Source organism: uncultured Litoreibacter sp. (assembly GCF_947487515.1).
Classification (GTDB): domain Bacteria; phylum Pseudomonadota; class Alphaproteobacteria; order Rhodobacterales; family Rhodobacteraceae; genus Litoreibacter.
In genome coordinates this window covers 571557-594368 of record NZ_CANKWO010000002.1, presented here as the reverse complement: position 1 = coordinate 594368, position 22812 = coordinate 571557, and the positions used below count along the sequence as shown (strand labels likewise).

General features: G+C 56.8%; 23 protein-coding genes. 17 read left to right on the top strand and 6 right to left on the bottom strand.

Annotation, left to right across the window (positions count from 1 at the left end; all coding sequences use genetic code 11):
* Positions 1–63: 63 nt before the first annotated feature.
* The 3 genes from Q0746_RS08555 to Q0746_RS08545 are packed head-to-tail and all read left to right on the top strand — an operon-like array spanning position 64 to position 2224.
* Positions 64–441 carry a hypothetical protein gene (locus Q0746_RS08555; RefSeq protein WP_298259217.1) on the top strand — a complete coding sequence of 126 codons (378 nt, stop codon included), beginning with the start codon at positions 64–66 and terminating at the stop codon, positions 439–441.
* Complete coding sequence (locus tag Q0746_RS08550; protein ID WP_298259215.1) at positions 438–1499, top strand: glycosyltransferase family 4 protein; 1062 nt, start codon at positions 438–440, stop codon at positions 1497–1499. Before Q0746_RS08555 ends, Q0746_RS08550 begins: the two co-directional genes overlap by 4 nt.
* Positions 1496–2224 carry a glycosyltransferase family 25 protein gene (locus Q0746_RS08545; RefSeq protein WP_298259213.1) on the top strand — a complete coding sequence of 243 codons (729 nt, stop codon included), beginning with the start codon at positions 1496–1498 and terminating at the stop codon, positions 2222–2224. The genes Q0746_RS08550 and Q0746_RS08545 overlap by 4 nt, the downstream gene beginning before the upstream one ends.
* A 2-nt stretch (positions 2225–2226) precedes the next feature.
* Here the strand turns inward: Q0746_RS08545 and Q0746_RS16710 are convergent, their stop codons facing one another.
* The gene (locus tag Q0746_RS16710; protein ID WP_363322751.1) at positions 2227–4899 is read right to left on the bottom strand and encodes an FkbM family methyltransferase; all 2673 of its coding nucleotides are present in this window, start codon (positions 4897–4899) and stop codon (positions 2227–2229) included.
* A 151-nt stretch (positions 4900–5050) separates the two neighbouring features.
* Here Q0746_RS16710 and Q0746_RS08530 point away from each other — a divergent pair, with 151 nt between their 5' ends.
* Together Q0746_RS08530 and Q0746_RS08525 are read left to right on the top strand one after the other, a co-directional pair.
* On the top strand, positions 5051–6073 hold the full coding sequence (locus Q0746_RS08530; protein WP_298259211.1) for an aspartate-semialdehyde dehydrogenase: 1023 nt from the start codon (positions 5051–5053) through the stop codon (positions 6071–6073).
* A 66-nt stretch (positions 6074–6139) separates the two neighbouring features.
* Entirely contained in the window at positions 6140–7810 is a 1671-nt protein-coding gene (locus tag Q0746_RS08525; RefSeq protein ID WP_298259209.1) for a DUF4139 domain-containing protein, read from the top strand.
* 3 nt (positions 7811–7813) lie between these two features.
* On the opposite strand, the gene Q0746_RS08520 is transcribed toward Q0746_RS08525, so the two are convergent.
* Positions 7814–8461 carry a carbonic anhydrase gene (locus Q0746_RS08520; protein ID WP_298259207.1) on the bottom strand — a complete coding sequence of 216 codons (648 nt, stop codon included), beginning with the start codon at positions 8459–8461 and terminating at the stop codon, positions 7814–7816.
* A gap of 144 nt (positions 8462–8605) precedes the next feature.
* Between Q0746_RS08520 and Q0746_RS08515 the strand changes: the two genes are divergently transcribed.
* The 3 genes from Q0746_RS08515 to Q0746_RS08505 all read left to right on the top strand — a co-directional run bounded on the left by Q0746_RS08515 (position 8606) and on the right by Q0746_RS08505 (position 11284).
* Positions 8606–8986 (top strand): hypothetical protein, encoded by a 381-nt coding sequence (locus Q0746_RS08515; protein ID WP_298259205.1) that lies wholly within the window; start codon positions 8606–8608, stop codon positions 8984–8986.
* 76 nt (positions 8987–9062) lie between these two features.
* Entirely contained in the window at positions 9063–10460 is a 1398-nt protein-coding gene (locus Q0746_RS08510) for a leucyl aminopeptidase family protein (RefSeq protein ID WP_298259203.1), read from the top strand.
* Entirely contained in the window at positions 10457–11284 is an 828-nt protein-coding gene (locus Q0746_RS08505; protein WP_298259201.1) for an NlpC/P60 family protein, read from the top strand. The genes Q0746_RS08510 and Q0746_RS08505 overlap by 4 nt, the downstream gene beginning before the upstream one ends.
* Here Q0746_RS08505 and Q0746_RS08500 read toward each other — a convergent pair.
* Together Q0746_RS08500 and Q0746_RS08495 are read right to left on the bottom strand one after the other, a co-directional pair.
* Complete coding sequence (locus Q0746_RS08500; RefSeq protein ID WP_298259719.1) at positions 11281–11622, bottom strand: DUF2794 domain-containing protein; 342 nt, start codon at positions 11620–11622, stop codon at positions 11281–11283. The two genes, Q0746_RS08505 and Q0746_RS08500, sit on opposite strands and share 4 nt — an antisense overlap.
* A 279-nt stretch (positions 11623–11901) precedes the next feature.
* Positions 11902–12705 carry a DUF4198 domain-containing protein gene (locus Q0746_RS08495; protein ID WP_298259199.1) on the bottom strand — a complete coding sequence of 268 codons (804 nt, stop codon included), beginning with the start codon at positions 12703–12705 and terminating at the stop codon, positions 11902–11904.
* Between Q0746_RS08495 and Q0746_RS08490 the strand changes: the two genes are divergently transcribed.
* The 3 genes from Q0746_RS08490 to Q0746_RS08480 are packed head-to-tail and all read left to right on the top strand — an operon-like array spanning position 12704 to position 15142.
* Complete coding sequence (locus Q0746_RS08490; protein ID WP_298259197.1) at positions 12704–13855, top strand: HupE/UreJ family protein; 1152 nt, start codon at positions 12704–12706, stop codon at positions 13853–13855. The genes Q0746_RS08495 and Q0746_RS08490 overlap by 2 nt on opposite strands.
* Positions 13856–14800: a DMT family transporter gene (locus Q0746_RS08485; RefSeq protein ID WP_298259195.1), complete on the top strand. Its 945-nt coding sequence runs from the start codon at positions 13856–13858 to the stop codon at positions 14798–14800.
* A 6-nt stretch (positions 14801–14806) separates the two neighbouring features.
* Entirely contained in the window at positions 14807–15142 is a 336-nt protein-coding gene (locus Q0746_RS08480; protein WP_298259193.1) for a DUF1294 domain-containing protein, read from the top strand.
* Between the two features lie 250 nt (positions 15143–15392).
* Here Q0746_RS08480 and Q0746_RS08475 read toward each other — a convergent pair whose 3' ends face one another.
* Positions 15393–16262, bottom strand: a complete 870-nt coding sequence (locus Q0746_RS08475) for a branched-chain amino acid aminotransferase (protein WP_298259191.1) — start codon at positions 16260–16262, stop codon at positions 15393–15395.
* A gap of 148 nt (positions 16263–16410) precedes the next feature.
* On the opposite strand from Q0746_RS08475, the gene Q0746_RS08470 reads away from it, so the two are divergent.
* The 6 genes from Q0746_RS08470 to dxs are packed head-to-tail and all read left to right on the top strand — an operon-like array spanning position 16411 to position 21623.
* Positions 16411–16923: a MarR family transcriptional regulator gene (locus Q0746_RS08470; protein WP_298259189.1), complete on the top strand. Its 513-nt coding sequence runs from the start codon at positions 16411–16413 to the stop codon at positions 16921–16923.
* Positions 16924–17631, top strand: coding sequence for a response regulator (locus Q0746_RS08465; protein ID WP_298259186.1), 708 nt, complete (start codon positions 16924–16926; stop codon positions 17629–17631).
* Positions 17632–17640: 9 nt separating this feature from the next.
* On the top strand, positions 17641–18582 hold the full coding sequence (locus tag Q0746_RS08460) for a histone deacetylase family protein (RefSeq protein WP_298259184.1): 942 nt from the start codon (positions 17641–17643) through the stop codon (positions 18580–18582).
* Positions 18575–18817, top strand: coding sequence for an exodeoxyribonuclease VII small subunit (locus tag Q0746_RS08455; protein ID WP_298259182.1), 243 nt, complete (start codon positions 18575–18577; stop codon positions 18815–18817). Before Q0746_RS08460 ends, Q0746_RS08455 begins: the two co-directional genes overlap by 8 nt.
* A 4-nt stretch (positions 18818–18821) precedes the next feature.
* The gene (locus tag Q0746_RS08450; protein WP_298259180.1) at positions 18822–19682 is read left to right on the top strand and encodes a polyprenyl synthetase family protein; all 861 of its coding nucleotides are present in this window, start codon (positions 18822–18824) and stop codon (positions 19680–19682) included.
* A gap of 12 nt (positions 19683–19694) precedes the next feature.
* The gene (gene dxs / locus Q0746_RS08445) at positions 19695–21623 is read left to right on the top strand and encodes a 1-deoxy-D-xylulose-5-phosphate synthase (RefSeq protein ID WP_298259177.1); all 1929 of its coding nucleotides are present in this window, start codon (positions 19695–19697) and stop codon (positions 21621–21623) included.
* On the opposite strand, the gene Q0746_RS08440 is transcribed toward dxs, so the two are convergent.
* Positions 21620–22807: a class I SAM-dependent RNA methyltransferase gene (locus Q0746_RS08440; RefSeq protein WP_298259175.1), complete on the bottom strand. Its 1188-nt coding sequence runs from the start codon at positions 22805–22807 to the stop codon at positions 21620–21622. The genes dxs and Q0746_RS08440 overlap by 4 nt on opposite strands.
* Positions 22808–22812: the final 5 nt, after the last annotated feature.

Here is a 22812-nt window from a genome sequence, read left to right as displayed (position 1 = left end):
GCAATTTGGGGCAGCTGGGTTAGGCTTGCTCAGATGCAATCTTCAGCCTGAATAGAGCCTGTTTTGTACGATACGGATAGCTTCTTTACTCTCTCAGTCGCTCAGCAAGGCGGGTTGCTGTTGCTGTCATTCGCGCTGTTTTGTGTGTGGCTGGCGGCCTCTTGGCTGCTCAGTCGTGGCCGTCGGTTGGGGCTTCGACTTCTCATCGGATTGGTGCTTTTCGTGCTGTTTGTTTGGCTGTCCCCGCAGATCTACTATCAATATTATCGGCTGATAATTGATGGGCTGCCTGCGCAATTTGTCATCGGGTGGCCGCGAGGTGCAGTGCACATAGCGGAACTTCTTCTGTTTCAGGCCGAGGAAAATTTGTCAGCACATGGTCAGGGACTACTTGGATGGGCGTTGCTCGTGACCGCAGGCTGGCGTAATCAAAGGGGATGAGCCAAACGCCGCCCCTTTTCGTTACGAATTTCAACAAGAATTTCACCGGAGTCTCGGCGACAACGGCAGGCGTGGTGCGGGCACAAATGAAGGGATTTGATCTGCGTTTGGTAGGTCACCCTTTGCCCGACTGCCCTGATCCGATTGATGTGAAGACGGCCCGTATCTTATCGCGAAATGCGCCCAATGATGCGCCGTTTTCCATTTGGCATGTGCGCCGCAACACTGAAATGCGTGCGGCCATTTGGGCCCGTGATGTGCTGCGCTTGCCGGTTCGGATTGTGTTTACGTCTGCCGCGCAACGGCGTCACTCGGCGTTTCCGCGTTGGTTGATTTCGCGCATGGATGCCGTGATTGCCACGACCGAGGCGGCGGCCGACTATGTGCCGCATGTGCGTGCGGTGGTGCCCCATGGTGTTGACACCGAGGCCTTCCATCCCGCACAGGACCGCGCGGCGGCTTGGGCTGCAACGGGCTTTCCTGGTACGCGAGGGATCGCTGCTGTCGGACGCATCCGGCCGGAAAAAGGGACCGATCAATTTGTTGACGCGATGATCCGTGTGCTGCCGGATCATTTGGATACGACGGCCTTGGTTATTGGCCGCGCTGGGGGCTCGAACGACGCGTTTTTGTCGGACCTCAAATCGAGGGTCGCTGCCGCAAATCTTGCTGACAGAATACTGTTTTTAGGTGAGTTAGAGCCTGTTCAACTGTCTAAAACCCTGCGGGCGCTTAGTCTGCTGGTGCCGTTGCCGCGATATGAAGGCTATGGAATGACCCCACTAGAGGCGATGGCGTCCAGCGTGCCGTTTGTGGCGACGGACACTGGCTATTTCAGCGCGTTTTCTGCGCAAGGGACGGCTGGGCGGGTTGTGCCTTTGGGGGATGTCGCAGGGGCAGTCTCCGAAATCCGAGGTTTGCTAACAGACCGTGATCTTCTAGAGACCATGTCGCGCCGTGCGTTACAGGTTGCCCGTGATAGCTACGGCATTCAGTCAGAGGCCGATGGGATAAACGCGGTCTATCAGCAACTTTGGAGTGAAGGTCTTGGCCAGTGATTGAAGCATTCGTTATCCACCTAGAGCGCGCAACCTCGCGACGCCCTCATGTTGAGGCAATGTTGGATCGGTCTCCATATCCCGCGCGACTTTGGCCTGCGTGTGACGGTGCTGCGATGGACGCGGCGCAACGGTCAGCACTGGTGGCGAAACAGTCATTGTTCCAACCCGCCTACCCCTTTTCGCTGTCGATGGGCGAAATTGGCTGTTTCGAGAGCCACCGCAGCATTTGGAAGCACATGGTCGACACCGACCTTGAGGTTGCGCTCATTTTGGAAGACGACGTGTCGATCGATCAAGACACCTTTGAGGCTGCATTGGCCTGCGCGGAATCCCAAATCGATGAACTTGGGTACATACAATTGCAGGTGCGTGAGGTTCGAATGCCCTTCACAGTGGTGGCGCAATCGGGCGCTCAAGCCGTGATCCGGCCCCAGATTGTTCCACTGCGAACCTCGGCCCAATTGGTAAGTTTGAAGGCCGCAAAGTCGCTTCTGGCCTGCTGCGATCAAATCGATCGACCGGTCGACGGCTTTTTGCAGCTGTTTTGGGAGACAGGCATTCACCCGCATTGCGTTGTGCCGTCAGGGGTTTCTGATCTGACGCAAGAATCCGGCGGCAGCACTGTGTCGCGCAAAAGAAGCCTGTGGCAAAAGCTGATCGCGGCCGCCAAGCGTTGGACCTATAGAAACCAGATCGCGACGCTGTCGCGCAGGCGCGGATAGTTCTACTTCAACGCATATAAAGAGTTGTTTCGTGTGCGCCCCATTAGCACATAGCCGCGCGCGGCAAATGCCGCGGTGCATCCGGGGTAATCTGCGTCGGGGTAGGGGTGCTCAATCACGATGCGTTTGGGCAGCAACTCCGGCGAGGCGGTTTCCAAGAAGGGAACCAGCGCCTTATCTTCATGGCCTTCAATGTCGATCTTGAGGCCATAAATTTCCGACATGTTCTGCTGCTCCAGAAGTGTATCGAGCCGCATAACCGGCATCTCTCCGTCGGGGGTCTCCTCGACAGCCACAATAGCAAGATCATCCTTGCGAATCTGAAGGTCGCCGCGTCCTTGTTTGTCGCTGATGGCGCAATGCACCACAGTCAGGTTCGACAGGTTGCTTGCCTGTGCATTCCACGTAAGCCGGTCCACCATCAGCGGGTTGGCGTCCACCGCAATTGTTCGACCCTGTGGTGCAGAATGCGCCATGGGCTGGGCGTAAAGGCCAATGTTGCAGCCAAGGTCCAAGAAGTTTGCATCTGCGGGGGCATCTTTGGTCAGGAAGTCGATATCAACGTCATTATAGGCGGGATTCAAAAGCAGCCCGTATTCAATAAGGTTGTTTTCGCCCCGAATGCGGTAGGCGCATTCCCTGAAATAGATATCCAGCTTGCGCTGACCTGCCGCCAACACCATGGCCGTCCATCCGCCGCGAAACACGCCTCTTTTCAGAGGTGTCGATTTCCCCAACGAGATCATGGCCCGCTGCAAAGCATTGGGTGCAAAACGCCCGAAGGGCAGCGTGTCATCAGCGTCATCGAGGTTCCGCTCTTTGCCGCTGAGGCTTCTCCAGATGCCCGATCCGGTGCTGCGAACTTGGGTCTCGGCGGATTCGGGAATATCTCCGGTATAGGGCATAGTACCTGTCTGAAATTGTAGGTCATGAAGGCGGGCGTAGATGCCGGCCTTTCCGATAAGACTATCATGGGGGCCGCTTTCGGCAAGAGTCCCATGATCGAGAACCAATATCTGATCCGCGTCGCGAACGGTGGACAGCCTATGGGCGATCACAAGGGTCGTGCGCCCTTTTGACAAGCGCTCCAGAGCCTTTTGAACAACTTTTTCGGATTCGGCGTCCAATGCGCTGGTGGCCTCGTCCAACAGCAAAATAGGCGTATCGCGAAGCAGTGCACGGGCGATGGCCACGCGTTGGCGTTGCCCCCCAGACAGGTTGCTGCCACGGGGGCCTACTTCGGTTTCCAACCCCTGCGGCAGGTCTTTCAGGAAATCGCTGACATGCGCGTCATCAAGCACCTGTTTCAGCTGTGCTTCGCTCACGTCGTCGCGGCCAAGAAGAATGTTCTCGCGTAGGGTTTCGTCGAACAACAGCGCGTCTTGTGACACAACCGAGAACAACCTGCGTAGCTGCTCCAAAGGCAGGTCTTTGATGTCCACGCCACCAATGGTGATCTTGCCCGAGGCGGGATCGACCAATCTTGTGAGAACATTGAAGACGGTGCTTTTCCCCGCGCCAGACGCCCCGACCAATGCGGTGGTTGTGCCTGAAGCGGCGCTGAATGATAGGCCGTTGAGAACCGATTTATCCCCGTAGGACAGGGCAACATTCTCGAATGTAACCGAGGATCCGTCGAGCGCAGTTTCGCTGCGGGCCATGTCGGCTACTGCGGGTTTGGTGTCGAACAACCCGAAGATGCGGCTCAGGCTGGCGTTCATCATTTCCCAATAGCCCAAGACCCCGCCCAAACGGCGCATGGGTTGGAAGGCCAGCGACATGGCGGTGAAGAAGCTCATGAACTCGCCAATGGTTTTCTCACCCGCGATTATTTGTGGGCCGCCATACAGCAATACGCAGAAGAACCCGAAGCCGACGGCGAAGTCGACCAAGGCAGGAACGGTGGCCTGCCCGACGGTTGTTTTGACGGTGGCCTTGACCCAAGTATCTGACAAGCCTGAAAAGTTATCGACTTGATAGGTTTCCATCCGGTTAAGTTTGATCGGGGTGATGCCGTGAAACACCTCATCCAGTCGGGTTGTTCGCTTGCCTGCGACATCGCGCAGATAGGTGGATTTGCGGCGAACATAGCGTTGGACCAAAAGGCTGGGGACCACCAGCAGTGGCGCGCCGATAATGGCAACCAAGGTCCATTTCCAGTCGATGGAAATCGCGACCCCAAGCAATGACAACAGTGCAATGAAATCGCGGCCGGCGCTGACAAGGATCAAGTTCCACAAGTTTTGGATGGCCGTTACATCGCCCTGAACGCGTTCGATCATAGCGCCAGGTGACGTGCGCGAATGGAAGGCGTTATCCAGCGTCAATGTGTGGCGCAGCAGATCGACTTGCACCTCTGTAGAGGCGCGAAATGACACAGCCGTTAGAATGCTTTTGTGGATGATTCCGGTTATGCCCCGAATGACGAACAGCCCGAAGATGCCCGCACCAACCCACCAAATTGCGCTGGACTGTCCGGCCACAAACACCAAATCGAACATCGGCTGCAGCAGGTAACTAAGCGCGCCCAAAGTGCTGCCCTCAATGACCATGAACACCAGTGCCAGCAGAAACAAAGCCCAGTGTTTCCGAAGATATCCGCGCCACAGGCGGGCAAACAGCTGCCGTCCGCTTTGGGGCGTTTGGGCCAAGTCGAGGTCTGAGGAATGGGTCAAGTAGGGGCTCGCAACTGGCTAATTTGGCGATCTGTGTAGCGCAGTTGCGCATCATGCGGCAAGCCGTGTAAAAACTGCCCCTTTCGCATCCTGCTGCAAAAGAGTATCAGGCCCCGTCTGAAACAAGACCTATAGAAGGATCAAAGGGATCATGGGTTACAAAATCGTCATCGTTGGCGCCACTGGCAATGTGGGTCACGAGATGCTGAACATTCTGGATGAACGTCAGTTCCCAGTGGACGCAATCGAGGCATTGGCCTCCCGTCGCTCGATCGGCACCGAAGTCACGTTCGGCGAAAAAACCTTGAAGACCAAAGACCTTGCTACGTTTGATTTCACGGGATGGGACATCGCGTTGTTTGCTGTGGGCTCCGAGGCCACCAAGAAATATGCGCCTATCGCTGCGGCGGCGGGCTGTGTGGTGATCGATAACTCGTCGCTGTACCGCTATGATCCTGACGTGCCGTTGGTGGTTCCGGAAGTGAACCCAGAGGCCGTGCACGGCTACACCAAGAAGAACATTATCGCGAATCCCAACTGCTCCACGGCGCAGATGGTTGTGGCGTTGAAGCCCTTGCATGACCGTGCGCGCATCAAGCGCGTTGTGGTGTCGACCTATCAGTCGGTGTCAGGTGCGGGCAAAGAAGCCATCGATGAATTGTGGGATCAAACCAAATCGATCTACAACCCGGTCGACAACAAACCTCCTGCGAAGTTCACCAAGCAGATCGCCTTCAATGTGATCCCGCATATCGACGTGTTCATGGAAGACGGCTCTACTAAAGAAGAGTGGAAGATGGTCGTCGAAACCAAGAAGATCGTCGACAAAGACATCAAAGTTACCGCCACATGTGTGCGCGTTCCTGTGTTTGTGGGCCACGCGGAATCGATCAACATCGAATTCGAAGATCACCTAGACGAAGACGAAGCCCGCGACATCCTGCGCGAAGCTCCGGGTGTTATGGTGATCGATAAGCGTGAAGACGGTGGCTATGTGACCCCTGTTGAATGCGTTGGCGATTTCGCGACGTTTATTTCGCGCATTCGTCAGGACTCCACCATCGACAATGGTCTGAACCTGTGGTGCGTCAGCGATAACTTGCGCAAGGGTGCAGCCCTAAATGCAGTGCAAATCGCCGAAACGCTGGGAACGCGCTGCCTGAAAAAAGGCTAGGCTTGCAAAGCCTTCCCTAACACGAAACATTGGGCCTCAGATCAATTGATTTGAGGCCCTTTTTATATGCTACGTACCCTTGCGATTACCGCTACGCTTATGTCGTCTGCCGCTTATGCGGATGATTTCACCGTTGTTGCCCCCGTGACCTTCGTGACGGTCTACCCGGAAGGTGCAACTGTTACCCGGGTTATTGCGGCGGACCTGCCGCAGGGCAAGCATCGCATTCTGGTGCCCTACAAAGATAATAGTGATAGCCCGCCACGGTTTCATGTGCCCGCTGGCGTGACAATCGGCGCGATGGAAGTTTTGCAAAACTACCTGACCGATCCAAAAGCGGCTTTTTCGCCGGAACAAGCCGCTGCATTTGAACGTGTGGAGGCGGCGAAAGAAGCACTTCAAGCGTTGGAAGACGTCGTGGTGCAAGGCAAAGCCGCGGTAGAGGCACAAGGCGCTAAAAACGCTTACTTACGTACCCTGACAGGCGCGGCGTTGACCGGTGCAGATGCAGAGGCGATGCGCGCGGCCAGCAATATGGTGGCGGAAGAGTTGGATAATGCGTGGCGCGACCAATATGCGGCAAGCGTTACTCTTCGCGCGGATGAAAAGGCCCGTGATGAGGCCCGCAAAGTGGTGCAGCAGGCTGAACAGCACCTTAATCGACTGGCCCCGCCAAGCGGTGCAGTTACAATGTTGGCATTGTCCGTTGAGGTGGAATCCGCTGGTCAGGTTGAGCTATTCTTTGACAGTTTGACCGACGAGGCTGAGTGGCGTGCGGATTACGACCTGAATCTTACACGAGGTAATGATGCGAGCATCTCGATGGAACGCAAGGTCGTCATAGCGCAATACACAGATGAGTTGTGGACTAATGTCGACCTGACCCTTTCCACCGCAAACCCGTTTGCTCAAGTGGATCCAAGTAACCCGCATCCATCACAAGCCTTCCTCGCATCGCCTAAGGGTAAAGCTGGGTATGGATCAGTTAGAACGACTGCTGCGCCACAAGCAGAATATTTGGAGCTTTCTCGGGCTGACGGACTTGGGGAACCGATTATTGAGGAAGCGGTTATTGAGGAGGCTATGATTGTTGTGGCGAATGCCGCGATTGACGGATTGTCAGTCACCTACGATTACCCCGAGCCAATCAGCCTAGCCTCTGACAGCGGGGAGTTGATCCTTGCCTTGGATGACTTCACCTTCGACGCCCGCGAATTCAATCGCGCAGCACCGCGTTTCGACAAAACCGCGTTCCTGATGGCGGAGTTCACGAACGCCACGCAAGAACCCTTCTTGCCCGGTCAGGCGTCAGTGTCTCGCGACGGTGTTTTTGTCGGGCGCACGCATCTGCCGTTGGTTCCGGCTGGCGACAAAGCCGAGGTATCATTTGGTACGCTCGAAGGGTTACGCCTCGACTACAAACTGCTTGATAATGACACTGGCGATCGCGGTTTCCTGACCTCCAGCAACACCCGCGTTCAGCAAATGGAGTTCACGGTCGAGAACCTTTTGGCTGACGCAGAAGACGTCCAAACCATCTTTGCACTGCCGTATTCGGAGCAAGAGGACCTAACCGTTTCAGTCAGCGCCCGACCGTCACCGGACGAGCGCGACTTTGAACAGCGGCGCGGCGTTTCCGTCTGGAACCTTGAAGTCGGCCCAGGTGAGAAGAAAACCGTACGTGTAAACGTGGAAATGGATTGGCCAGAAGGCCGCCAAATGCATTGGCAGCCTTAAGGTTTAGACCTGTTTGAAGCCGTGTTCTGGAGTGTAATGCTCCAGACCACCTTCGCCGATGTCGGTCCATAGTCCGTGCAGGCTAAGTTTGCCCTTCTCAAGCGCGTCCGCGACGAACGGGAAGGTAGCAAGGTTCTCTAGGGAAACTTTTACGGCTTCCTTTTCCAAGGCTCTGCGACGCTTGTCACCATCTTCGATGTCTTTCACGCGCTCATAGCCGGGACGCAGGATTTCGATCCAGCGCCCGATAAAGCTGGTCTTCTCCGCCAGTTCAGGTGCGTGACCGGAACACATGTCGTTGCACCCAGCAACGCCACCGCAGTTCGAATGCCCCAACACGATAATATGCGCGACCTTCAATGCGTTCACCGCGTATTCAATCGCAGCAGATGTCCCATGGTGTTCGCCATCGGGGTTAAACGGGGGGACGAGGTTCGCGATGTTGCGGTGGATGAAGAACTCACCCTGCTCGGCGCCAAAAATTGATGTCACATGCACGCGGCTGTCGCAGCATGAAATAACCATGGCGCGCGGGTTTTGGCCGTTGTCGGCCAAATTGCGGTACCAAGGTTCATTGTCGGAATAACTGGTGGCTTTCCAGCCGTGATAGCGGGTGATCAGGTACGTTGGCAGCGGTTTAACTGTCGGCATATCGGGTCTCCTTTAGTTCGGGCCTGTGTAAGGACAATTGAGTCGAAATTCGAGGGAAATATGCGCGGGGGGGAAAGAGTTTGTTCAGGTCCGGCTGTGAAGTTGAACATGTGCGTTAAGGGGGCACATGAAATGGGGTGTACTATGCTAGATGTCGTTAAACTTGAAATGCGCGAACCTGTGCGGGTTGATCCAGATAGGTTGGTCGAACTTTGTGTGTCACTTGGGGAGGCAACTGCCGAGGCCATGATCACCAGCACGATGGAAGACCTTGCCAACGGCATCGTCGAAGTAGAGGACGCGTATCTGCGTGGCGAGGTGGAGCTTTTGGCGCAAAAGGCAAATTTGCTGGTTGAGACAGCGAATAAAATTGGGATGACAACCTTCGCCCGCGTGGCCGAGGATGTCGCAAGCTGCGGGCGCAATCGCGAAGGGGTGCCCTTGGCGGCGACGTTGTTCCGTTTGCGCCGGATCGCGGACCGGTCGCTCAGTGCGGTTTGGGATATGCAAGATTTGCCTGGCTAGCCATATAAGCAGCGGAGTGCTCTTGCGGATCGCGCCGTAACCATTAGGCTACGGGCGCAAAAACAGGGCACTCAAAATGTTAGACTTCACTCGGCTCAAGTTCGCCGCACCCAGCGACGACGCGATTTCGTTATTTGCCCTTAAGGCAGACGAATTGAACGATTGGCTGGCCGCGCAGGCCGATCACGTGCAGCGCTGGGTCACGGCGCAGGGGTTCAAGGCGGGTGCCGGCGCTATATGTGTGGTGCCCAATGCCGAAGGAAACGTGTCGCTGGCATTGGCGGGTTTGGGGGATGATACCACCCGCGCGCGGGGCCGTTTTACACTGGCTTCTGGCGCAGCCAAATTGCCCGCTGGCATATATAATCTGGCGAGTTCCCACAGCTCTGAAGACCTTGAGGAACATGCATTAGGTTGGCTTTTGTCACAGTACAAATTCGAAACCTACCGCGCCCAACCTCCCCATGATGCACGTCTTGTTTGCCCCGATGGGGTGGATCAATCCCGCCTTGAAAGCATCGCTGCAGGCGAGGCCCTGACCCGCGATCTGATCAACACACCTGCCTCTGACATGGGCCCTGACAAGTTGGAAGCCGCGGCGCGCCACGTGGCGGCAGCGCATGATGCGGCGATCAACGTGATAACCGGCGATGCCTTGCTGGAGCAGAATTTTCCCATGATCCACACGGTGGGCCGCGCTTCGATTACCGCGCCCCGATTGATTGATATGACATGGGGCAAGGCTGGTCCGACGCTGGTGCTGGTGGGCAAGGGCGTTTGCTTTGACACCGGTGGGCTGAACATCAAGCCCGGCGCGTCTATGGGGTTGATGAAAAAGGACATGGGTGGCAGTGCCACGGTTCTTGGGTTGGCCCATATGATCATGGCGCTGGGTTTGAAATTGCAGCTGCGTGTTTTGATCCCCGCCGTTGAAAACTCGATTGATGGCAATGCCTTCCGCCCGCAAGATATTCTTACCTCTCGCAAGGGGCTCACCGTTGAGGTGAACAACACCGATGCGGAAGGCCGCCTTGTCCTCGCAGACGCTTTGGCCCTTGCCGATGAGACGCCGCCTGATTTGATGATCTGCATGGCCACTTTAACCGGTGCTGCGCGTGTTGCTGTTGGTCCTGACATTTCGCCGTTCTTCACCGATGATGCGGCCTTCGCCAATGCCCTGCGAGAGGCGGCGCAGAAGGTGCAAGATCCGGTCTGGGAGTTACCGTTCCATGATCCCTACGAGACGATGATCGAGCCAGGAATAGCCGATCTCGACAATGCGCCGAAGGGGGGCTTTGCAGGGACGATCACCGCGGCGCTGTTCTTGCGGCGCTTTGTGTCCAACACCCCACGGTTTGCACATTTTGACATCTATGGCTGGCAACCCGCACCCGCACCCGCGCGGCCAAAGGGCGGTGTCGGAATGGGCGCGCGCGCAATATTGGACGCCCTACCAAAGGCCTTGAACCTATGAGCCATGATCCCCGTATTACACCCGCAAACGGGCGGATCGCATCCAGCCATCTTCGAGGGTTGATCGAGTCGCCCAATTTCGCGGATGGTGAGGAAACGCAATGCGGCGCGGCCTTTGCGGACATCACAGGCAAGCCGGAGGGCCGCCGCACCTCGCAACTGATCTATGGCGATATGTTTACCGTATACGAGCGCCGCGGGGGGTTTGCCTTCGGGCAGGCCGCGCATGACGGCTACTGCGGATACGTGAACGAAAGCCTTCTGGATCGTCCGCATGATGTCACCCATTGGGTCGCCATGCCGTTCACACATATCTATCCTGGCCCCAACATGAAGTTGATGAACAATGGCGGGCTATACTTGGGCTCCGAGGTGCAAGTCATGGACGAGGAAGGCAGCTGGTCTCGGCTGTCAAATGGCGGCTTTGTGCCAACGATGCATCTGCTGCCGATATCTCACCGAATGGACGATCCCGTTACCATCGCGGATTTGCATTTGGGCACGCCTTATCTGTGGGGCGGTGGCACGCGCCATGGCATTGATTGTTCCGGTTTGGTGCAAGTGTCGTGGCGGTGTTGCGGGCTGGAATGCTCGCGCGATAGCGATATGCAAGAGGCCGAGCTGGGCCAGCCAGTGGACCTGAGCAAGGCGCAAAGAGGCGACTTGGTGTTTTGGAAAGGCCATGTAGCCTTGGTCTCGGGGGACAATATGATCATCCACGCCAATGCGCACCATATGGCTGTCGCCTATGAGCCTTTGTCAAATGCCATCGCCAGAATAGAGGCGGCAGGTGGTGGGCCGGTCACCTCGGTGAAACGGATTTAATCCACCGCGCGGATCATCTTTTTCTCTAGGACGCGCAAGACTTGCTTTAAGTCCGCCCCGCGTTTCAACACGCGCCCATCCATGCCAAGCACCGCATAGGTTTGCTGCTTGGTCGCCAGTTTGGGGCGCTTTTCGATGCGGTAGATCGGGTTCTCCGCGGCGCGTTTGAAAATGGAGAACACTGCCACGTCCTTCAGCATTGCAATGCCGTAGTCGCGCCATTCTCCGGCGGCGACCATGCGGCCATAAACAGTAAGAATGTCACCCAGTTCGCGCCGCTGAAACGCGACTTTATCGGACTGACTGTGGCGGAAGGGGATCGGGTTGTTTGGCTTCATGCTGATATGGTGGGCCGCGTTTCTCTTCAAATCAAGCCCTGCCTTCAAAAAGCCTTTGGATGGCCTATGCATAACCACAGGCCGTCCCTGAACCCGCCGCAGTTGGCCGCGATACAGAACCTGTAGCGAGTTTAGTCTCAAGCCCGACGCGGTGTGATCAGCCCCCACCCAGATCGCCGTGCCGGGTGCTACCAGAAAAGAGCCCCCAACCTGATACCCAGGTTGGGGGCTTTTGCTGTTTTAGCCCCCTAGAAACTGTCCTGAAAAGTCGTCGCACCTTTAAGGTACGTGAAACGTCAAAGACGCCCAAAGCGAGAACCAAACCGGCGTTGTCGCGGGGTCGCCAAGGTTCAGCGGCAAAAGTTCCACGGCATCTACCAGATACTCATGTCCCCGTTTAATCGGGAAGGTGCCAATTCCGTTTGCATTTGTGCGGTGCAAGGTGATGGCCACTTCGCCATCTGATCCCTTTTCAAACAGTTCTATTTGAGCGTCCGCGCGCGGCTTTCCGTCCATCAGAACCTTCACGGAAAACTGGTCTTCGGTGTTCGTATAGGGGTTGGTTAGGGCAACGATCTCGGTTTTCAGGCCAGCTTCTGTGTCGGATCCGGCGCCATCTCCTACGGCAATCAGGCTCTTTGCAAAGCGGCGATATTGCTCTGTAAACCGATCGGTGGGCAGCCCGCGGTCAATGTGGCTTTGAATGGCCCATTCAAAATCTTTGTGCTTGGCGAATTTGGCAAATTTTTCCATGCCTTGGTAGCTGAGCTGGCTATCGTCGGTTTCGTGAACAATGGTGATTAAGCCGTTTGCCGGTGCGGGCATGTTCAGCGCAGGGGTGTCGCCCAGTCGGCCCGCCACTGGCAAGCGCAGAGAGCCGGCGATCAGCTCAAACCGTTCAAACCGATTGGGGTTGTAGACATAGGCCGCGCCGTCAAACTCCTGACCGATGCGAAGATGGGCTTGAACCTCGCCGCCTTTCGGGGTCACGTATGCCTCGGGAGAGATCCAAAATTCATGTGCCTGCGCGGTGGTTGTCCACATCACCCAAGCGGCGAAGATACAGATACGGCGGTACGACATGGCAAATCCTTTGAAGACGTTGAAACACATGCTGACCCAACTGGGTGTGATGTCAATGTTGGCAATGTTCACAATGTCGTCTTTCGCCTCAGCGCATGAAATCAGGCCAGCCATTGCTGATGTGGCCTTTGAAGAGGACGCCATTGAACTTTCCATACGTCTAACGGCAGAGCCTTTGATCGCCGGTCTGGACTTGGAAGGGCTGCAAGATACCAACGACGCGCCCGAAGCCGACAAATATGATGCGCTGCGGTCGTTGACGCCAAACTTGGTGGCCGATGCCTTTCGGGCCGCTTGGCCGGAAATCGCGCAACGGATTACCGTTCTGTCTGGCGAGGCGCCTGTTGAGCTTGAGCTGATGCAAGTGGATGTGGTCTTTCAGCCGAATGCGGAATTGCCGCGCGATACGAATGTTATCCTGAGGGGCGCTTTGCCTTCGGATCAAAGTGATCTGCGGATTGGCTGGGATGCCGCAAACGGGCCGATCATTGTGCGTCAGGCGGGGGGGGATGAAGCATCCTATGCGGGATATTTGGCAAATGGTGAGCTGAGCGATCCATTGCCGCGTGCGGGGGCCGTCACCGAAAGTGCTGTCGCGGTTTTCTTGCGGTACATTGGTGTGGGCTTTGACCACATTATTCCCAAAGGCCTTGATCACATTCTGTTTGTGCTGGGCCTGTTTTTCCTATCGGTGCATCTGCGCCCTTTGATCACGCAGGTCACCGTTTTTACCGTGGCCCATACCATCACTTTGGCGTTGGCCAGTCTGGGGTATGTCGCGGTAAACCCTGCGATCGTCGAGCCGTTGATCGCGGCCTCGATTGTTTACGTCGCGGTCGAAAATATCTTTACCAGTCGCGTCACATGGTGGCGCCCTGTGATAATTTTCGCCTTTGGATTGTTGCACGGGTTGGGCTTCGCGTCGGTTCTGGGGGAGTTTGGTCTTGCCCCCGGGCGCTTTGTTGTGGGGCTCATCGGGTTTAACGTTGGGGTGGAGGTCGGCCAGCTGGCCGTCATAGCGCTAGCCTTTCTGGCGGTGGGGCTGTGGTTTGGCAAAAAGCCATGGTACCGCGCGCGCATCTCGATCCCTGCGTCCGTCTTTATCGCGATTGTCGGTGCTTACTGGGCGATAGAACGCGTGTTCCTTTAGATGGTTGCTCCAGCCCCCAAGCCCAATGTGACTGTCGCGATCCTGTCGAAGCTTGGGGCTGTTGTCTTCTTCATGGGAATGGCGACGCTGATAAAAATTGCCTCCGTTCGCGTGCCACCCGGAGAGGCGGTGTTCTTTCGGTCTTTCTTCGGTTTGCCAATCATCTTGGGCTGGATTGCCCTGCGCGGGGAGTTGCGATCCGGCTTGAAGACCAGCAATCCTATGGGTCATTTCTGGCGCGGGTTGGTGGGGGTGACCGCCATGTCGATGGGGTTCGCTGCACTGGGCTTGCTGCCGCTGTCAGAAGTTAAGGCCATTCAATATGCCCAACCCGTTTTGGTGGTGATCTTTGCGGCGATGTTTCTGGGCGAGCAGGTCCGCGCATTTCGCCTTACTGCAGTGGCCTTGGGGATGATTGGGGTGTTGATCATTATGTCGCCCCGTCTGTCTGCATTTTCCAATGCGGGGGCGGACCCGTTCCTTGCGATCGGTGCGATATTGGCCTTCGGCTCTGCGGTTATGGCCGGTTTGGCGCATGTCTTTGTGCGCAAACTCACCATGTCCGAACCCACTTCCGCCATTGTGTTCTGGTTTGCCTGCACGGCTTCGGTTTTGTCGCTGCTGACGCTGCCATTCGGGTGGGTGTGGCCAACGATGACAGAAGCGGCGGCTTTGGTTGGGGCTGGGGTGTGCGGTGGGATCGGGCAGATTTTCCTGACTTCAAGCTACCGGTATGCGGATGCCTCTGTGGTTGCGCCGTTTGAGTATTTTTCAATCCTGCTGGCGCTTGCAATTGGCTATTTTGTCTTCGCCGAGGTGCCGACGGCCGTGATGCTGATCGGCATCGCTTTGATCGTTTGCGCAGGCATTTTGATCATCTGGCGAGAGGGCAGATTGGGCAAGGAGCGCAAACAAGCGCGCAAAGCCATGACGCCGCAGGGATAGCGAAAGATGCCAGATACGCTGCTCCCCTTTGCAATCCTCGCGGCCTATTTGGGGTTGGTCAACTTACTGACCTACGTACTTTTCGCGATTGATAAACGCCGCGCACGAACCAACGGGCGCAGGGTGAGCGAGTCGAACCTATTGATGTGGTCAATGGTCGGAGGCAGCCCAGCGGCAAAGCTTGGGCAACGGCGGTTGCGCCACAAGACGGTGAAACAACCCTTTGCGCGGCAATTGAACCTGATCATCTGGGGGCAAATTCTGTTGGTTGCCTTCGCCGCGTTCCCGCAAGTTCGCGGGGTATTCTGGGGGGCAGTTGGCATGGTAAAAGACCTGCTTTAGCGGGGCATTCGGTGTTCTGCCAAGTTTGTGCTATGGTGCGCTTACACAGATAGGGAGATACTTGCATGAGACATGCCCTCGACAAGCAATCCTCGTCGGCCGCGCGCGCTGGTTTGCGCTATGCCTTCGCCTTGCATCTGAGCGACCGTCCGAACATAGCGACCCTTGCTTTGCAGCGCCGCAAAAGGGCCGCACCGAAAGATCCGGTACGGCCCCAGCAATTTTTTAGAATTGAGCGCGGGTTCAAGGCTTAGAGCCGAACCAGCTTCTCGTAGCCTTCTGCGATGTCGCGTGCGATGGCGCCGACTTCAAAGTTGTAGTCGCCAATAGACCCAACTGGCGTCACTTCTGCCGCCGTGCCCGTCAGCCAGCATTGCTCAAAGCTTTCCAATTCGTCGGGCATAATGTGGCGCTCATGCACGGTGATGTTGCGTTCTTTCAGCATGCCCAACACGGTTTGACGGGTGATGCCGTTCAAGAAGCAATCAGGCTTGGGCGTGTGAACTTCGCCGTCCTTCACAAAGAACATATTTGCGCCTGTCGCCTCGGCCACGTAGCCGCGGTAGTCGAACATCATCGCATCAGAGCAGCCCTTGGCCTCTGCCGCATGTTTGGACATGGTGCATATCATGTAAAGACCTGAGGCCTTTGCAAAACAGGGGATGGTCTCTGGGCTTGGGCGTTTCCACTTGGAGATGTCCAGCTTCGCGCCTTTCATTTTGGCGTCGCCGTAATAGGCCCCCCATTCCCAAGCAGCCACGGCCATGCGCACAGGGTTTTTCGCAGAAGCGACACCCATGTCTTCGCCTGCACCCCGCCAGCAAACCACGCGCACATAGGCGTCCGTCAGATTGTTGGCTTTCAGAACCTCGTATTTGGCGGCTTCGATCTCATCCACGGTGTAGGGGATCGGCATGTCCAGCTGGTCGCCTGAATACAACAGGCGTTCGGAGTGCTTGCGGCTTTCGAAAATTTTGCCGTTGTAGCAGCGTTCACCCTCAAAGACCGAGGAGGCGTAATGCAACCCGTGAGTCAGAATGTGGACGTTCGCTCCGCGCCAGTCCACCAGCTTGCCATCCATCCAGATGACGCCATCACGATCGTCATATCCACCAGCCATTCCCGCATTCCTTTTCACTTCTTGCGCAAACCATGTCCGTTTCGGACATAATATTTCTCAAAACTGTAGAATCGCTACCATTCGATACTTGGAAAGTCAACAAGGCTGACATAAACTCGACCCAACAGGATGAAGCAGGAGCAATCGCATGCCAGACCGAGGAGCAGGTCAAAAGCCGACCAGTGGTGAAGGCCTATTGTTCTTAACCGACGACCAGTTGCGGCGCGGCATTGAGGCAATGTTTTTTGCATACCGCGGGTTTACGGCGGACCCTGATCGCATTTTGCAGCAGTATTCTTACGGGCGCGCGCACCACCGAGCGATCCATTTCATCAAACGTAGCCCGGGGAATACGGTGAATAACTTGCTCGACATTCTGGGGGTGACCAAGCAATCATTGAACCGTGTGTTGCGCGCCTTGATAGAGGACGGATTGGTTGAAAGCCGCGTGGGGAAGCAGGATCGCCGCGAACGCCACCTGTACTTAACCGAATCGGGTCAAGAGTTGGAGAAAGAGTTATCGGAAGCGCAACGCGGGCGAATGCGTGCAGCTTACCGCGATGCTGGCCCCGAAGCGGTCGCAGGTTTTCGCCAAGTGTTGGAACAGATTATGGATCCCGAAATGCGATCTCATTTTAAGACGTTCAAGGAGAACTCATAAATGTCCGCGGCCCAAAATGACGCCCATCTGCTTATCGTTGATGATGATGAACGTATCCGCAAACTGATCCAGCAATTCCTCAATCGTAACGGATTTTGGACCACCTGTGCACGGGATGCCGATCACGCGCGCAGATTGCTGGACGGTTTGGATTTTGACCTGATCGTGATGGATGTGATGATGCCGGGTGATGACGGGATAACCTTCACTCGCGAATTGCGCCAAACCCGCGAAATCCCGATATTGCTTTTGACCGCCAAAGGGGAAAGCAGCGACCGCATATCCGGCCTTGAGGCGGGTGCAGACGACTATCTGCCAAAACCGTTTGAGCCAAAGGAGCTGCTTCTTCGCATCAATGCCATTCTGCGTCGGGTTCCCCAATCCGAAGACGTGATTGAGGCCCCAAAATCGCTGACGCTTGGGGATATTCGCTATGATATAGAGCGTGGTGAAATGTGGCGCGGCGAGGAGTTGATCCGCCTGACGGCCACCGAGGTTGCGTTGATGAAAATCTTCTCGGCAAGCGCGGGTGAGCCGGTTTCGCGATCAAAGCTGGTGGAGGACTTGGGCCGCGATCGAGGTCAGGCCCAAGAACGAGCAGTGGATGTGCAAATCACCCGCTTGCGCCGCAAGATAGAAATGGACCCAAAGCAGCCCCGTTACCTCCAAACAGTGCGTGGTTCCGGCTACATGTTGGCTCCGGACTGAGGACGCAGAATGACGACAGCGCTTCTGACGCACCCCGATTGCTTAAACCACATTACACCTTCGGGTCATCCTGAACGTGTCGATCGCCTGATGGCCATCTATGCCGCTTTGGACGCCATGGACCAAACGGGTTTGACCCGCATAGATGCTCCAATGGGTAGCGATGGCGATATCTTGCGGGTTCACCCTCAGGGGCATATTGATGCGGTAAAGGCTGCGGCGCCAAGTGCGGGGGCCGTCTCGCTGGACGCGGATACGCATATGTCGGCCGGATCGCTTAAGGCTGCGTATCGCGGTGTCGGGGCGATGACCAAGGCGGTCGACATGGTGCTGGGTGGTGAGGTTCAGAACGCCTTCGCCGCCATGCGCCCCCCCGGTCACCACGCCGAGAAGCAGACGCCGATGGGGTTCTGCCTGTTCGGCAACATCGCTATCGCGGCTAAACACGCGCTTGAAGTTCATGGCTTGGATCGCGTGGCCATCGTTGATTTCGACGTCCACCACGGCAACGGCACGCAGGATTTACTATGGGACGAGGATCGCGCGCTGTTTATCTCCAGCCACCAAATGCCGCTTTATCCGGGGTCTGGGGCTGCCCATGAAACCGGGGCTTCCGGCAATATCCTGAACGTCCCGCTAGAGGCGCATTCCGGCGGCGTGGACCTTCGCAAAGCCTATGACCGCGTGATCCTGCCCGCCCTAAACGACTTCAAACCACAGTTGGTTTTGATCTCGGCGGGGTTTGACGCCCACCGCAATGATCCGCTGGCAAATCTGAATTGGGACGAGGCGGATTTCGTCTGGGCGACGCAGGCCTTATGCGATGTCGCTGATACGCATGCGCAGGGCCGTGTCGTCTCGACTTTGGAGGGCGGATATGATCTGGATGCCCTAGCCGCGTCCACACGCGCGCATCTGGAAGTTTTGATAGAACGGGGCACCCATGGCTGACACAAATGTAGACGAAATGAGCTTCGAGCAAGCAATGTCCGAGCTGGAGCAAGTGGTTGGTCAACTGGAACGCGGCGACGTGCCGCTGGAAGACAGCATCAAGCTCTATGAGCGCGGCGCGGAGTTGAAGAAGCGGTGCGAGACCAAGCTAAAAGAAGCAGAAGAAAAAGTGGCGCAAATCACCCTTGGGAGTGATGGCCAAGCTGCGGGGACGACACCGGTCGAAGGCCTGTAATTCAATGTTTCAAGATGCCCTGACTGATGCGCAAACCCGCGTGCAGCATTCGCTGGATGGCGTGATGCATCCGCTCGACGGTGTGATTGCCGACGCTATGCGCTACACCTGCACGGGGGGCAAGCGGCTGCGGGCGTTCTTGGTGATGGAAGGCGCGCGCCTTCATGGGGTATCGCCCCAAGTGGCAGATCAAGCTGCCGCCGCGATTGAAATGATCCATGCCTATAGTCTTGTGCATGACGATTTGCCGTGCATGGACAATGACGATCTGCGCCGCGGCATGCCAACGGTCCACATCCAGTGGGATGAAGCGACGGCGGTGTTAACCGGTGATGCCTTGCAAACATTAGCCTTCGAAGTTTTGTCCAACCTAGAGGCCAGCGCCCAAGCGCGGTTGGCCTTGGTGTCGACGATGGCCAAAGCCGCAGGTGCCGAAGGCATGGTGCTGGGTCAGGCCTTGGATATCGCCGCTGAATCGGCTGAAACGCCGCTGACTTTGGCCGAGATTACCCGCCTCCAAGCTGGTAAAACGGGTGCATTGATCGAATGGTCGGGGCAGGCTGGCGCAATCTTGGCCGAGGCAGATCCGACCTCGCTGCGCCAATATGCCCAAGCACTTGGCCTTGCGTTCCAGATTGCAGATGACATCTTGGATATTGAAGGTGATGCTGCCAAGGCAGGAAAGCGCCTACAAAAGGATGCGGACGCGGGAAAGGCGACATTCGTGTCGCTCCTTGGTATGGACGCAGCGAAGGCCCGCGCGAAAGAACTTGTTGTGCAGGCCTGCGATGCGCTTTCCCCTTACGGCGACGGTGCCAACAACTTAAAAGCAGCGGCGCGGTTCGTCATAGACCGCGACACGTGAAGGACCACGCAGATGAGCGATAGACCTCAGACTCCAGTGCTGGATCGGGTGAACACACCCGCTGACATGAAAGGCATGTCCGAAGCCGAGCTTACGCAGCTTGCGCATGAGTTGCGTCTGGAGACGGTTCACGCGGTGTCTGAAACCGGTGGTCACCTTGGTGCGGGCCTTGGTGTGGTGGAATTGACTGTTGCGATCCACGCGGTGTTCGAGGCCCCCAAAGATCGCCTGATCTGGGATGTGTCGCACCAGTGCTACCCGCATAAAATCATCACCGGCCGTCGCGACCGTATCCGGACCATTCGCCAAAAAGACGGGCTGTCAGGATTCACCAAACGCACCGAATCTCCCTATGATCCCTTCGGGGCCGCGCATTCCTCGACCTCGATTTCTGCAGCTTTGGGAATGGCTGTTGCTCGCGATCTTGGTGGTGCTCCGGAACATGGTTTGGGCGATTGCATTGCAGTCATTGGCGATGGGTCCATCAGTGCTGGCATGGCCTTCGAGGCTATGAATAATGCGGGCCACCTGAAGAAGCGCATGATCGTCATTCTCAACGATAACGAGATGTCTATCGCGCCGCCAACCGGTGCCATGTCGTCCTATTTGTCGCGCCTTTATGCAGGCGCCCCATTCCAAGAATTCAAGGCTGCGGCCAAAGGGGCCGTGTCCCTGTTGCCCGAGCCATTTCAAGAAGGCGCGCGCCGCGCCAAGGAACTGCTGAAGTCGGCCACGGTCGGCGGCACGTTGTTTGAAGAGCTTGGTTTTTCATATGTCGGCCCCATCGACGGCCACGACATGGAGCAACTGTTGGCCGTCCTGCGCACGGTCAAACTGCGCGCTGACGGCCCTGTGATGATCCATGTGATCACCAAAAAAGGCAAAGGTTACGCGCCAGCGGAAAATGCGTCTGACGGCGGGCATGCGACTGCCAAGTTTGATTTCATCACCGGTAAGCAAAAGAAATCCCCGTCCAACGCGCCCAGCTACACTTCCGTGTTCGGCAAGGCGCTTGTGGATCACGCGGCCGAGGATAGCAAAGTCGTGGCGGTTACTGCGGCAATGCCCGACGGCACCGGCCTGAGCCTTATGGCCGAACGCTATCCGTCGCGCACGTTCGATGTGGGGATTGCAGAACAGCACGCCGTCACCTTCGCGGGTGGCTTGGCGGCCGGTGGCATGAAGCCGTTTTGCGCGATATATTCGACCTTCTTGCAACGCGGCTACGATCAGATTGTGCATGATGTTGCCTTGCAAAACCTGCCCGTCCGTTTCCCGATTGACCGCGCCGGATTGGTGGGGGCTGACGGGGCGACCCACGCGGGTAGTTTTGACATCGGGTTTATGACAAATCTGCCGAACATGGTGGTCATGGCCGCTGCTGACGAGGCGGAGTTGGTCCATATGGTTGCCACAGCCGTGGCCTATGACGACGGCCCGATTGCCTTCCGTTATCCGCGGGGTGAAGGCGTTGGTGTTGAGATGCCTGAAAAGGGTGAAATTCTTGAAATCGGCAAGTCGCGAACCATTCAAGACGGCAGCCGCGTTGCGCTATTGTCCTTCGGTACGCGTTTGGCTGAGGTGATGAAAGCTGCTGAAAACCTGTCCGCCAAAGGCATTACACCAACAGTGGTCGACGCCCGTTTCGCCAAGCCTTTGGACAAAGAGGTCATTCTGAACCTCGCCCGCACCCACGAAGCGCTAATCACCATCGAGGAAGGCTCCGTCGGTGGATTTGGGTCTCACGTGGCGCAGTTGTTGGCAGAAAACGCGGTGTTCGACGACGGGTTGAAATACCGCTCCATGGTGTTCCCGGATATCTTCATCGATCAATCCAGCCCAGAGGATATGTACGCGACAGCGGCGATGAACGCGCCTCAGATTGAGACGAAGGTGCTGGAAACCTTGGGCGTTGCCGACATCGCGACCCGCCGCGCTTAAGCCTTGGTGAATTGCGCCGCGAGTTCCACATGGGATGACCAGCGGAATTGATCCACGGGTTGCACCCAATCCAATGTATAGCCGCCTTTGATCAAAATCTCGGCGTCGCGGGCGAATGAAATCGGGTTGCACGACACTGCCGCGATCCGTTTCACGTCGCTTTGAGCCAGTTCAATCGATTGCGCCTCGGCCCCTGCGCGCGGCGGGTCGATGATCACCGCATCTGTCTTTCGCAATTCGTGAGGCAACAAAGGGCGGCGGAACAGGTCGCGCGTCTCGCCTGTGACCTTTTTCAAACCTGTCGCCATTCGCCAGCCCGCATCCATAGCAGCGATCAGGCTTTCGTCGCCTTCCAAGGCCCAAACCTCGGCCTTCTCGGCGGCGGGTAGGGTGAAGGTGCCGCAGCCAGCGAATAGGTCCACTACCTGTTTGGCGTCGCCCAACGCTTCGGTCACGCAGTTGCTCAAAATCCCTTGCCCATGGGCGGTTGCCTGCAAAAAAGCGCCTGGAGGGGGGCTAACCTTGCCCGCACCAAAGGTCTGAATGGCCGGCTCGCGAGTGGCGACAGCTTCGCCGTCCCAGCTCAGGCGCGCCAGCTTGTGCCGCTCCACCAATGCAGACATCTCCAAGATGCCCTGTGGTTTAAGTTCCATCGCATCAAGAATGTCGATGTCCAAGCCGTTTTCGGACAAGGTCACCGCCAGCCCAACCGTGCTTTTGCGCGAGGCGGCGGCGATGGTCAGCTCTTCTAGAACGGGGAAGGCGGCAATCAGTTTGGGGTCCAGCAGTTTGCAGTCCGGTATTTCAATCAATGCGTCGGAACCGCGCCCGAAGAAGCCGACCATGGCCCCCTTTTTTGTCCGCCGCCCATGCAATGTGGCGCGGCGGCGCGATTGCGCGGGGGAGGTCAGGATCGGGCGGATGTCGGCCTCAATCCTCCGTGCAGACAACCCCAGACGGATCACATCGGTTTTCCAGTCCGCCACGAAATCGTCATTGGCGTGTTGCATCGCGCAGCCGCCGCAGCTTTTGAAATGGCGGCATGGGGCAGACACCCGATCGGTCGATGGCGTTACAATGCGACCGTCCTCAATCACCTCGTCGGGAAGCACCCGCGGGATCGCTGTGCCGGCGTCGGTCACGCCTTCGCCTTTGTGGTTCAGTCGCAAAATGGTCTGGGTCATGGGTG